This is a genomic window from Rickettsiella grylli (assembly GCF_000168295.1).
GTDB lineage: Bacteria > Pseudomonadota > Gammaproteobacteria > Diplorickettsiales > Diplorickettsiaceae > Aquirickettsiella > Aquirickettsiella grylli.
The window spans coordinates 724814-737053 of record NZ_AAQJ02000001.1; the positions used below are offsets into that span (position 1 = coordinate 724814).

13 protein-coding genes and 3 pseudogenes are annotated in these 12240 nt (G+C 35.2%); 14 read left to right on the forward strand and 2 right to left on the reverse strand.

All coding sequences use genetic code 11. From position 1 onward, the window contains the following. The first annotated feature begins 6 nt into the window (after nucleotides 1-6). Entirely contained in the window at nucleotides 7-1668 is a 1662-nt protein-coding gene (locus tag RICGR_RS03355; RefSeq protein ID WP_240992211.1) for a hypothetical protein, read from the forward strand. Between the two features lie 529 nt (nucleotides 1669-2197). Here RICGR_RS03355 and RICGR_RS03365 read toward each other — a convergent pair. After that, on the reverse strand, nucleotides 2198-2578 hold the full coding sequence (locus RICGR_RS03365) for a hypothetical protein (RefSeq protein ID WP_006035305.1): 381 nt from the start codon (nucleotides 2576-2578) through the stop codon (nucleotides 2198-2200). Nucleotides 2579-3101: 523 nt separating this feature from the next. Here RICGR_RS03365 and RICGR_RS08020 point away from each other — a divergent pair. From RICGR_RS08020 to RICGR_RS07470, 13 genes and pseudogenes are all read left to right on the forward strand, one after another. After that, a pseudogene (locus RICGR_RS08020) lies at nucleotides 3102-3877 on the forward strand (carbamoyltransferase N-terminal domain-containing protein). Beyond that, nucleotides 3832-4074: pseudogene (locus tag RICGR_RS08025) on the forward strand (carbamoyltransferase N-terminal domain-containing protein); the annotation flags it as partial. The pseudogenes RICGR_RS08020 and RICGR_RS08025, both read left to right, overlap by 46 nt. Nucleotides 4075-4122: 48 nt before the next feature. Then, nucleotides 4123-4794 (forward strand): carbamoyltransferase C-terminal domain-containing protein, encoded by a 672-nt coding sequence (locus RICGR_RS07910; protein ID WP_275113652.1) that lies wholly within the window; start codon nucleotides 4123-4125, stop codon nucleotides 4792-4794. A 1-nt stretch (nucleotide 4795) separates the two neighbouring features. After that, nucleotides 4796-6010 (forward strand): MFS transporter, encoded by a 1215-nt coding sequence (locus RICGR_RS03385; protein ID WP_006034995.1) that lies wholly within the window; start codon nucleotides 4796-4798, stop codon nucleotides 6008-6010. A gap of 41 nt (nucleotides 6011-6051) precedes the next feature. Further along, nucleotides 6052-6402: a hypothetical protein gene (locus tag RICGR_RS03390; RefSeq protein ID WP_006035453.1), complete on the forward strand. Its 351-nt coding sequence runs from the start codon at nucleotides 6052-6054 to the stop codon at nucleotides 6400-6402. Between the two features lie 13 nt (nucleotides 6403-6415). Beyond that, nucleotides 6416-6955, forward strand: coding sequence for a GNAT family N-acetyltransferase (locus tag RICGR_RS03395; protein WP_006034820.1), 540 nt, complete (start codon nucleotides 6416-6418; stop codon nucleotides 6953-6955). 19 nt (nucleotides 6956-6974) lie between these two features. After that, the gene (locus RICGR_RS03400) at nucleotides 6975-7598 is read left to right on the forward strand and encodes a CatB-related O-acetyltransferase (protein ID WP_006035251.1); all 624 of its coding nucleotides are present in this window, start codon (nucleotides 6975-6977) and stop codon (nucleotides 7596-7598) included. Between the two features lie 141 nt (nucleotides 7599-7739). Next, nucleotides 7740-8492, forward strand: coding sequence for a hypothetical protein (locus RICGR_RS03405; RefSeq protein ID WP_006035711.1), 753 nt, complete (start codon nucleotides 7740-7742; stop codon nucleotides 8490-8492). A 280-nt stretch (nucleotides 8493-8772) separates the two neighbouring features. Then, entirely contained in the window at nucleotides 8773-9141 is a 369-nt protein-coding gene (locus RICGR_RS03410) for a type II toxin-antitoxin system RelE/ParE family toxin (RefSeq protein WP_006035088.1), read from the forward strand. Next, nucleotides 9138-9443, forward strand: coding sequence for a helix-turn-helix domain-containing protein (locus RICGR_RS03415; protein ID WP_006035614.1), 306 nt, complete (start codon nucleotides 9138-9140; stop codon nucleotides 9441-9443). The genes RICGR_RS03410 and RICGR_RS03415 overlap by 4 nt, the downstream gene beginning before the upstream one ends. 302 nt (nucleotides 9444-9745) lie before the next feature. After that, nucleotides 9746-10057 carry a putative toxin-antitoxin system toxin component, PIN family gene (locus RICGR_RS08140; protein WP_081441681.1) on the forward strand — a complete coding sequence of 104 codons (312 nt, stop codon included), beginning with the start codon at nucleotides 9746-9748 and terminating at the stop codon, nucleotides 10055-10057. A 23-nt stretch (nucleotides 10058-10080) separates the two neighbouring features. Continuing rightward, nucleotides 10081-10520 (forward strand): annotated as a pseudogene (locus tag RICGR_RS07915) (GrpB family protein); the annotation flags it as partial. A gap of 54 nt (nucleotides 10521-10574) precedes the next feature. Beyond that, the gene (locus tag RICGR_RS07470; protein WP_240992262.1) at nucleotides 10575-11141 is read left to right on the forward strand and encodes a GrpB family protein; all 567 of its coding nucleotides are present in this window, start codon (nucleotides 10575-10577) and stop codon (nucleotides 11139-11141) included. A 122-nt stretch (nucleotides 11142-11263) separates the two neighbouring features. On the opposite strand, the gene RICGR_RS03435 is transcribed toward RICGR_RS07470, so the two are convergent. Continuing rightward, entirely contained in the window at nucleotides 11264-12178 is a 915-nt protein-coding gene (locus tag RICGR_RS03435; protein WP_050764009.1) for an RpnC/YadD family protein, read from the reverse strand. Between the last annotated feature and the right edge of the window lie 62 nt (nucleotides 12179-12240).

Consider the following 12240-nt stretch of genomic DNA (forward strand, 5'->3'; position numbering starts at 1 on the left):
GAGGGTATGATGTTCGACAGATTACTTCTTGAGGAGGTCGGTCAACGATTAACGAAGCGACCGTTCCAAGGTTTTTCCTGGCAATGTTGGGCCAACGTGATTCAGGTGAGTCCTGCGATCTCTAAAACGCGCCCACTCTGGTCATATGAAAACCACGTGTTGGAAAACGAACTCCGCTTATTTGGTGTTAAACCAGAAGAACTGGAACATCAGATTCGTGCGTATCGAAAAAAATCGCGTGTTATCCGATGGGTGTTGCGTTTAGTGACTCGGATTAACAGGAAGATAGCCGTTTGGTCTTATTATCAACAGTGTCTTTCCTTTCGCGCGTTATTGCAAGAAGGACCGGTGCCGGCATTGTCGAACAGTCATTTTCCAGTGGACGTTACGATAACGCAGACGCTGTTGGTTTATTTACGGCAGGATATCGATCAATGTGTAAAGATGATCGATAGACAGTTAAGCAGCTTAGACGTCACCATGGATGAATTTCTCGATCGCTACCACGACGATGCGCAAAAACAAAAAGCGAGATTTTTGAAGTTATTGAAAAAAGAATTAAAAAGCGTAGCCTGGGAAAAGAAAACTTTCGTACAGGATACCTTAAAAGAAGAATATCGAGGGTTGAGAGAAATGATGAATCGATTTAAAAATTTGTGTTTGAAGCGTGCGCTGCAGGTGAGAGACACTGCTGCTGCCTTCATGCCGAATTCAATGCAATCGCAGGTTACGCCGGATACAGTACACAGCGAGGAGAGCTCATTCAGTAGTGATACACCCTTCATGCCAGATTCAACACCCCAGTGGCCGGTGATTCAATCCGATAGCGTGGATAGTGAGGAGGAGAGGCTATCCAATGATACGTCCTCGTTTGTCCCGCTCAGTGGATCGCACGGGCTAACGGATAATCGCTTTAATGATCAGCTTCCGTCCACGCTCGAGGAGCTAACGCAGCTATTGGCAGAAAAAGACAGGCCCGATCAGGAAGCAACGATGCGGTCATTTTTAGAAGCGCGCTTAGATGAATGTTATACCCTCATTCAATCGCAGCTCAATCAGCATCATGCGTTAGTGGAGGAGCTGAAATCAGGAAGCCTGTGCTATCAGGACGCTATTCCCCCATCCGAAGCCTTACAACGCCAATTAATGGCTTGTTTTAAAAAAGACCTATTACTATTTCATCCGGATAAACATGCCTCGCCGAAGGAATCGATTTATCAGATACAGCATGCGTGTTGTTGTCGGTTTTTAGACTTTCGTACAAAAAGCATTCGTCAGCTGAATCGAGACGTTAGGATCATGCGAGGCTTCATTCCTCAGGAATCGACGTTGAAGAAACAACAACGCCAGCGCGAGAAATCCTTAGAGGAACGATTACAAGAATATACACGTTTATACCAAGCATTTACCGAGGATTATATTCAGTTTTATGCGAACGAAAAAGCAAGACATGACGCGAGGATAATGGAACTAGATGCGACAATAGCAGGAATAAAGGCGCTAAGAACGAGACAAGATGCGACGATATCAAAAGCTCAAGAGATGATAGTAGAAGTTCAGGAGATGATAGCAGAAACATTAAAAAACGATCAAGAAAACCCCGAAGTATGTGATACAGATACCGACACTATCGAAACACGTTCTCCGTTTTTTATGATGCGCCGCTAAGCGTTTTATTGGAGAGGTGCGATGTTCGAAACATTACTTCTTGGCTTAAGGAAGTTAAACTAGTCTATTTTGAGGATAGAAATGGGCAAATGTTTTAATCAAATAATAAGAGAAGATAGAATTGTAATAAAACATTTATTAAAGACGGGAGTTAGCAAATCAAACTGATCTAAGTCATTTAACGCTAGAACGCGCTGGCTAAAACTAACTGCCGATAATAGTATTTATCAAAATTTAAAATTCTATTCGAAAAACATAAAAAACGCTCATGACAAAAAATATATGTCAATAATTCTTATGTATCACAACAACTTGGACAACGTGTTGGCGAAGAAGTGAGTCATTTTTATCATCCAAAACCACCTCCTGCAAGGAATCCCAGTGGATTTTGGCGAGGTGTTGATAATCTATTGAAGATGCGTCATTAACTGCCGTTTTCGGAACAACCTGCTTGCCAAAAAATCCCAATCGTTCCAATTTCTGAACATTACCAATTACCCGTCCTCCGGTACGTTGCAGTAAGGCGTGCTTATTTGAATGCAAAATTTGGCCGAACTGGTGATTTACATACTGATACATCAAATGTTACCGACGGTAACTGTCTATTCGCAGTGAATTCTGCATCGTTAATTAATTGTGATTCCCATTGTTGTTCTATTGTAGTTTGCGTAATGTGTCCTTCACCACGGCTCGCTCTTTGGCTTTGATGATATTCATCTGATGATGAATTTGCATAGGATTGTTGCACTGCATACCGAGCACTATCAGAAATCAATTGAATGGCTAAGTTTTCAACATCGATTCGTCCGCGTACCACGCCACCCATAGCCGCTACACTCAAATCGGCTACGATACTTCGCTCTAAGGGATTCGCTATCTTTATTTCACTGCTTAATCCTGCTGATCCCATGGCTAACGCTACACTATCTAAATCGAATTGCTGACGTAACTTTCATTTTCTTGTGATACTTCAATATAGGATCAAATAGCTAAAAATTACCTTGTTACTTATCCCATTCTATCGTTCTTCGAAAGAGAATTCAGATATATCACATTGGATACTTTTTAAAGGGATGCCTCCCTTTACTTTAGATGTTGATAAATCCTATATTGCTTGTGTTGTGAGTACTAATTACCCGAAATATTTAGTAGGATATACCGTGGATTATAACAAAATTCTATCCAGCACTTACAAATAATGTAATTTTTTCCCTACACGATAATCTGGATTTAGGAATATTATAATACAATTATATTAAATAGTTTTAATTAGGAATTTTTGGAAAAGAACAGTCTTTTTTTACAAGAGACTTTGTTTTTTAATTTTTAGTATATAAGGAATTATATTGAATATATTAGGATATAGTGGATTACATAGCGCTATAAATTTCCGTAAAGGTTACTATAGCGATTTTACTGAGCAAGAATACCGTATGTGTCAAGGACTAGATTCAGCGGCATGTATTTTGGTCGATAACCAGTTAATTGCCGCTGTTGAAGAAGAACGTTTTAATGGAGAAAAATATACTTGTCAGTTTCCTATTAATGCAATTAATTTTTGTTTAAAAAAAGCAGGGTTAACTTTAAGTGATTTGGACTTTATCTGTCATGGATTTAATTACGAGCCTTACCATGCCTTGTTTTTAACGACGCAAGATAGTTGCGTATATTACCAACAAGTTCTTGATAAGTGTCTACAAATCGATTTATGGCAAAACCATTTCTCCGGCAAATTTGTTAGTAATAAGTTTGTTTCAGTTGATCATCATCTAGCACACGCTGCAACTGCGTATTATCCAAGTCAGTTTGATTCAGCATTGGTTTTAATTGCAGACGGTATTGGTGAAATGCATAGTCTTTCTTTATTTTCCGCTGAAAATAAAAAAATAAATTTACTGAAAAATTATAATGTATTTAGCTCATTGGGATATTATACTCACAAATTACAGCACATTTAGGATTTTATGTTAACTCTGATGAGTATAAAGTCATGGGTTTGGCACCTTACGGAGATAAAAAAAGATATCAACAGCTATTTAATGAAGTTATTGAATATCGTGATCAGGACCAAATTTTTATTAAAAAGTTTAAATTAAATACAACAGAAATTGACAGGCAAACTGGCCGTGGCTTCGGAAATGGTTATCAGAGAATTTTTTTGCTCCGCGTACACTCGAATCTCCTATTACACAACAACATAAAGATCTAGCAGCAACCCTACAAAATACATTAGAAGAAGCGCTCTTACATATTCTTAGTTTTTGGCAAGAAAAAACTGGTTTGAAAAAGCTTTGTATGGCTGGGGGTGTTGCCTTAAATTGCACTGCTAATGGTAACCTTTTACGTAAGGCATTGTTTAAAGATATCTATATACAGCCTGCAGCAAGTGATGCAGGAACTGCTATAGGAGCAGCTATGGTACAAGCGCAGCAGAAGGGAATTGCTCTTCCTCGCATGTCGCCTTTTGATTTACCTTATTTTGGACCAGATTTTCATGAAACCGATTATAAAAAAGCAATTGAAAAATTTGGTGATCAAATTACATCAAAAGAATTTTCTGTTTCTGATGTTGTTAAGGAAGCAGCTAAGTGGATAATAAATCGAAAGATCATTGCTTGGATGCAAGATCGTATGGAGTTTGGACCTAGGGCTTTAGGTAATCGGAGTATACTGGCAGATCCCACCGATCCTAATATGCGGGATCGTATTAATTTATTGGTTAAACAACGTGAGTCTTTTCGTCCTTTTGCTCCTTCAGTTAAAGTTGAAAAGGCTCATCATTATTTTGATATACCTCATGGACGTGAATTTCCGCACATGCTTTATACAGTACCAGTTAAAAAGGAATACAAATCAATTTTCCCTGCAATTACACACGTTGACGGCTCCGCGCGTATTCAAACAGTTAATAGACATTACGCTGAAAAATATTGGCTTTTGCTTGATGCAGTCGAACAGCTATCGGGTATTCCTTTAGTACTCAATACTTCTTTTAATATGAGAGGACAACCTATTGTGTGCACACCAGAGGAAGCAATTAAAACTTTAATTTCAGCAAAACTTGATGCGCTATTTATGGGTAATTTTTTGATTACAGTTAATTATCAGATGCCAGTTTATCAATAATATGAAAAATATTGTTAATTTCTTTTTCATAACATTATCTATTTATTTACCTCAAGGTATCTTTTTTGTAGGAACCGCAGGTTATTTTTCTAACTTTAAGAAGCCACTTATTCCATTAGGTAATATATTTCTATTAGCTATGATACCTTTCGTTATTTCAGCATTTTTTTTTGCATCAAAGATGGATAGAATATCAACCCATTCCCAACTTTTGACAATAAAATGGCTGCGTATAGCAGCTTTACTATTCTTGAGTGTAGGTACATTAAAGTATATAAATCCATCTAATATTATCTATTTTGTCATTGTTTTCTATGATTTAGGTTTTTTTATTTACCAAAGTACCTCTGCAAGAATTTCTAAAGCTATAGCGAAAAAAATGTGTCTGAGACAAACTGAAAGTGTTAGTTTACTAGGAACGCAACTTGGTATGGCTTTGGGAGCAATGATAGCCAGTTTTTTATTAAATATTTGGTCTTTAGCGGAACTATTTTTTTTTGCACTTTTCCTGGAAACCTTAGGCATTTTAGCAATCTATAGCTATCAAGAGCAGACAAGTATTTCTGTATTTACTACTAATTTACGTAGAAAACGAATTAACTTTAATAAATTTATCCATACAATTTTTCACTCCGCAGATAGACTCTTAATTTTCATAATATTCGTGTTATTACTACCTATCCAGCAATTATTTAATTTAATTACTGGTCCGTGGGCTGCTATGCGCTTTCATGATGTGGGTCAAATGTTAGGTTGGCTTGTCTGTGGAGTTGCATTGGGTGGTTGTTCTGCCTCAGTGATGATGATTTTCCACACCCGATTTAGAGACTTCATAGGCCTTAAATTTTCCCCTTTATTTCTCTTGATCTCTATAATCGGGTTATATTATTCATTTACTTTATCAACTTTATTTATTTTTTCGATGCTATTTGGTAGTAATTTCACGTTTCTACGTGTCATTATTAGGGCTGATTTTTTGCAAGATATAGAGACGAGTGTAATTAATTCTACTATTTTATTAGCTACGATGATATCGATTATATTAACCGTTATAGCTATTGCATTATTAAGTTATGTAATTCATGTTACCATATTTCAATTTTTTTTGATTATTGTAAGTGTTGTTTTTGTACAGTTATTTTTGATGCTTTATATAGAAAAAAGATATTTACAGTCATGGTTTAAAACTGTAGTGTTTGCTTGGTTCAATAAATAAAAAATAAATTTATTTTTATTAAATACGGATATTAACTACCCATGTCTAGATTCTATTATTTAAAGCGAAATATTGTTATTGAGCCTTTAATTGCGCGTTATTATGCCTCTCCTTATTTAGTTAGCCCATGTAGCGCACCACGTTTTTTTAGTTATTTAGTTAAAAAACTATTATTTTCTTTTTCTCGTGGTGCACCGGAACAACATGAGCTTATTTTACAAAATAGCCGAATGCAAGGAGGACCTTTTGTTTCACTACCAAGTAAATGTCTTCTTGAGGTAAAAAACTTACTAGACAAGTTACAGAAAAATTTGAAAGATCTTTTTGCAATTGCAGATGCTCAACAAACGCTTTTAATAGGGTTAATTTTATTGAATTTGGTTATGGGGTAAATATTTAAAAGCGATGATTATCTTTAAAACAAAACGTTTAATACTTAAAACTTGGAAAGAACAAGATCTTGATTCAATGTCGGCAATTAATCAAGATCCTTTAGTCTGCGAATTTCTGCCTAAAATTGGAAATAGGGCAGCAACAAAAACCTTAATTCGCCGTTTTATGAATCACTATAAAAAATATGGTTTTACAGCATATGCTGTAGAATTAAAATCAAATGGTGAATTTATTGGCTTTGTAGGGTTGTTAGTTACTTCCTTTGAGGCACATTTCACGCCTGCTGTTGAAATTGCTTGGAGATTAGATTCTAAATGTTTGGGGAAGGGTTATGCTACCGAGGCCGCAAAAGCGATAATCGCTTTTTCTTTTACTACACTGAAGTTAGAAGAAGTTGTTTCATTTACCGTAGAAAATAATATAAGATCCCGTCGGGTAATGGAAAAAATTGGTATGCATCATAATCCACACGACGACTTTGATCACCCAAAGCTACCAAAAAACAGTCCTCTTTGTCGGCATGTTTTATATCGACTAAGCCGGAGAGAGTAAATAAAAAGAAAAAGAGAATATGATTAATCCAAATATTAAATTTCCTATGCCTAATATAACTCGACTGTGCTTTTTAAAAAACATTGTGAAGAACCCGAACATTATCGTAGGCGAATATACCTATTACGATGATCCTGAAAATGTTGAGAATTTTAACAAAAACGTGTTGTACCACTTTGACTTCATTGGCGATAAGCTGATTATCGGCAAATTCTGTCAAATAGCCACTAATGTACGCTTCATTATGAATGGAGCTAATCATGCAACCAATGGTTTTTCGAGTTTCCCGTTTCGTGCGTTTGGCAATGAATGGCAAGATGTACCTCTTACTCCAGATTATAAAGGTGATACTATCATTGGAAATGACGTTTGGATTGGCTATGATGCGATGCTCATGCCTGGAGTAAAAGTAGGTGATGGTGCCATTATTGCATCGCGATCGGTTGTAACCAAAGATATAGAAGCCTATTCAATTGTTGGTGGTAATCCTGCTCAATTGATTCGCAAACGATTTGATGATGAAACGATTCACAAATTAATCAATCTCGCTTGGTGGAATTGGTCGTTTCAAAAAATTACTGAGAAAGCAAAAAAAATTACTGAAGCTAATGAAAAATTGTTTGATGAGCCTGAAAGTCCCTGAATAGAAGGGAAGGGAAGTTAAGCAATTATGTTAGTTGCTGTCCATGAATGAACAAGACTATCATACGCGAACCGACCAAAAAAATAGATTTGATAAAATGCTTATTAGTGTAAAAAAAATAAAGGCGAAATAAATAAAAATATGTTTGACATTTTGAAAAAATTAAATCCATTTAGAATAAAAAAAGACATTGTCCCTGAAATCACTATAGATATGACTAGATATATCGAGGAGCATTTAAATTCGATACACCTTGCTGTACCTAATATCGATTTGACAGCTATCGAAACAAGTCAGATATCTATCGGACCTATAGTACATTTGCCATTACAGGTAAATTTAAATCTTGATACTTCTGAAAGTATTCGACGAAGAACACTTATTGAAAATTCTTTTCAGAGTAGGGCATCTGCTGAAAGTAGATGGGGAGAAGAAATATCTCATATATTCTCATCTCACATTCAAGCTAATTTTTTTGTTAATAGACAGGAATTTAGTACTGGAAACCATTTTAAAGAATCTAGAGTCATTCCAGATGAAATTACTCAATATACTAAAAAACAAGATAATCCCATATGGAATGATATTTCCCATATAATACAAAGTCGTTTATCACCCGAAGAACAAACTAACTTTCATTGCCCGATAACCCAGGATATTATTACATCACCTCCCTTGTTAATTATCGGAGTTAATGGAACTCCCATTCATTTTTTTGATGGCAGAGCTTTGCTTGAAGCTTTTAAGCACAAGGGACTAATTAATCCCATAACACGAGAAAAAATTAATTTAACTCAAATAAAACATGGAGATGAAGCTATAGATTATATAAAGGCTATGATAGCTGAATATGTCCATATATATTCTCTACATGCCTTAGTCAGACAGTATTGAAAACAATAAATTACAAAATAAAAAATCTTCTCATGAAAACAAAAAAATACCTATTTCCTATTTTATATTAGCCTACCTAATCTTTACAATCGTTAGTATGAGTATAGTTTATATACATAATCATTTTCGAAATACTTCTTCCATTAGCTGTTCCACATATTGGTCTGATCAGGATTGTTATAAAAAACTGATTCAGAAGATACATAATGCGAAGCACTTTATTTTAATTCACCTTGCGAAATAGACCACTAAGTGCTATATTAAAGATATAGGAATTTTTATGCGAGTTTTTAAAACCCGATCATTTTATCGATGGGCAAAAGAGCAAAAATTGAAAGATGAGGTTTTAAGAAAAGCTGTTCAGGAAATAGAAGAGGGACTCTATGAGGCTAATTTGGGTGGTTGTGTCTATAAAAAAAGGATATCTATTGGAAACCGTGGAAAAAGCAGTGGATCACGCACTCTAGTTGCTTTTAAACTAAATAATAAAGCTTTTTTTATTTATGGATTTGCGAAAAATAAACGTTCCAATATTACACTCAAAGAAGAACTTGCTTTGAAAATGTTAGCCAAACTTTATTTTACTTACGATGAGAGACAAATAGATCGAGCAATAAAGGTAGGGGAACTTATTGAGGTTTTATTATGAAAAAATCAATACTTAAAGTAGTCCATGAATCTGCAAAAGGCTTGTATGATGCTGGCTTGCTAGAAGCAGAAACAATGCGTACCTTTGATGCCCTGTGTTTACCTCCTGTACATGAATTAAGCCCTCGTCAGATAAAGCGCCTTAGATTGCGTGAGAAAGTGAGCCAACCGGTGTTTGCTGCTTTTTTAAATATAACACCCTCTACTATAAAAAAGTGGGAAACTGGAGAAAAACACCCCAGTGGAACTTCATTAAAGCTACTTAACCTAGTAGAAAAAAAAGGTCTAGAAGCCTTAGCTTGATGAGTCTGAATTTTCCTAAACAGTAAAAATACAATTACTAGAAAGATTAAAACCATTAAACGAAGTACTATCGGTTATTTCAAGATTACTCTTGTTAATCGTCTTTGCACTTATTATCTATGTAGCTTCTATTTACGTTTATAAGCAGGCCTTCACACAGGAGATCGATTTGTAGTGTTGGCAGAGGAGGGCGTCGTTATTTTAAAAACTATTTCTCCTCCTGAACAAAGCGAATATTATTCATTAGTTAAAAAAACGCGCCACGCCCTGCGAAAATATTAAATGCGTGACATGAGAAAAGAATTGAGATTGTCTCTTCTCTAGAAATTTTAGAAGAATATAGTAGGGTAAGTGATATCTTATCCAAGAAATATCCTCATGTAGATTTAGCCCCATTTATCAATTTAATAATTAAAGATAGTCTACTTTTTAAACCAATAAAGTTGAAAACACCGGTTTCTCGTGATCCTGATGATGATAAATTTATTGCAGTAGCTCTGGCTGCAAATTGCCGCATAATTATTAGCGGGGATAATGATTTGTTGAGTATAACGGGATATAAAGATATCGAAATTATTAATCCTAACGAGTTTTGGAAAAAATATTTGAAATAGTAATAGTAGGCAATAGATTAGCAATGATTGACCCAAATGAAAAAATAAAATTTGTTGAATTAACAGAATTCAATCCAGAATGGTTAAATATATATGCCGATGCTGCCAATGAGATTAAATTTATCCTGAAAGAAAACTGCATCCAAATCCATCATATAGGCAGTACCGCTATACCCAATATTTATGCTAAGCCAATCGTTGATGTTCTTCCGGTTGTCAAAGACATTACTTTAATAGATTCATTTAATCATGAATTGAAAAGCTAGGTTATGTTTGTATGGGAGAATATGGAATAGCTGGACGCCGTTTTTATTGGAAATCTAAAACTAAAAGAACACTGAATATCCATTTATTTGAACAGGGTGCGCCTGAAATCAAACGACATATACTATTCAAAGAATTTATGCTTGAGCATGATGATTATGCTCAAGTATATTCGCGACTAAAACAGTCATTAGCGGAAGTATTTTCTGAAGATATAGAAAGCTATGTCAATGGAAAAAGCTCCTTTGTCCAGATGATCGATTATAAGACCGGCTCGGCAAAAGCCAAACAATTAGAGGCGGAAGATAATATTATTATTGAGTCTTATAATACTAATTGGACTAAACTAGCGGAAGCCGAAATTAAAGCAATTAAAAGAATTTCAAATCAATTATCGTATGTTTCAATAAAGCATTTAGGTAGCACTGCTGTGCCAGAGCTTTCAAGCAAGCCAATCATTGATATTTTTATTGCTGTAAACTCTATAGAAGAAGCTAAGCAATGGATTAAGCCACTTGAAACATTTGCTTATGTTTTTTGGAATGAGAACCCAAATAAATCTCATTTGAGATTTTTTAAAGGCATACCACCCTTTGGCGAAAAAAGAACTCATCATATTCATATTGTTCAGAGCGGTAATAGTACCATTGAACATAGCGTTTTATTTAGAGATATCTTAAGACGTGATCAGAAAATTAGGCTTGAATATGAAGCGCTTAAGATTCAGTTATCACAATCTCATTTAACCAATCGTGAATTATATACAGATAAAAAAGGCGAGTTTATTAAGAAAATATTACGTGAAAATATAGCTATATAGGCAACATAATAGGCAACATATTTTTTTGACTAGTAGAGATTATTTATAGTAAAAAATGAAAAAACCTTATTTTTCAGGGCTAAAACTAACTGCCGATAATAAAATTTATCGGCAGTATTAGCTTAACTGTAAGGGCGGATCCAAATCACCGGATTAAGCCGTAAGCCGTTTGTATTTTTGTATTCTCGAATAGTTTTTTTACTCACCCGTTCAACTAACGATAGACCCGTTATTTCTTTGATAAGTGAAGGATTAATTCGTTTAGCCAGCATCTTCTTAGCAATCTTTAAATCTTCTTCTCTTCGGCCCTCTTCTCGGCCTCGTTCGAGTCCTTGCTGTAGACCTTCTTCGATGCCTAATCTTTCAATACTCGTTATGTAACTCACTTTTTTTGCCGCCTCTAGATCGTGTATTTTAGACCTAAATTCAAGCGCGAGCGCTTTAGGTAATACGAGCACCCAGTCTATCATTTTGTACAAATTAATGACATAGTCCCGACTGTAACCTTTCTCAAGTAAACGGCGAGTTAAAGCAAACTTTATCTTATAGCGAGCTTTCGAGTCATTCTTAGTCTCTATAGCGGCTAAATGTGCTAAAACTACAATAACGAAGGGATTATCGACGTTTTCTAAGTCTTCCTTATTATTTTGATAATGCAGTAATTTACAGGTCTGGAAACTGAAACTTAAAACAGGAAAATCCCATACTTTCGTTTGATAATTTTCAGGATGCCAAGACGTATTATCATCGGTTAAAATGGTTAAAGTTAGAATGGGTTTCTTGTAACGATCAAATAACCGGTAATAATATTGGAATAAACGTAAAGGAAATCCATCTTCTTTTTGGCCCTGTATCTCTATGTGCAGTAGAACAACTTGTTCTGTACCATCAATGGACTTCACTTTAATGAGCTTATCGACAAATCGTTTACCTCTCATGGCCTCGGTCGTGATAGATTGTAGCTCTTTATCAAGAATTTCGTAACCAACAGCCCAATCTATTTTTTTATTGATTTTAGGATAAAAAACTCCATGCATTCTTTAATATAAACATCAAGGATATCTTTCCAGGCAGAGTCATGATTTGCTCGCTGCTTTTT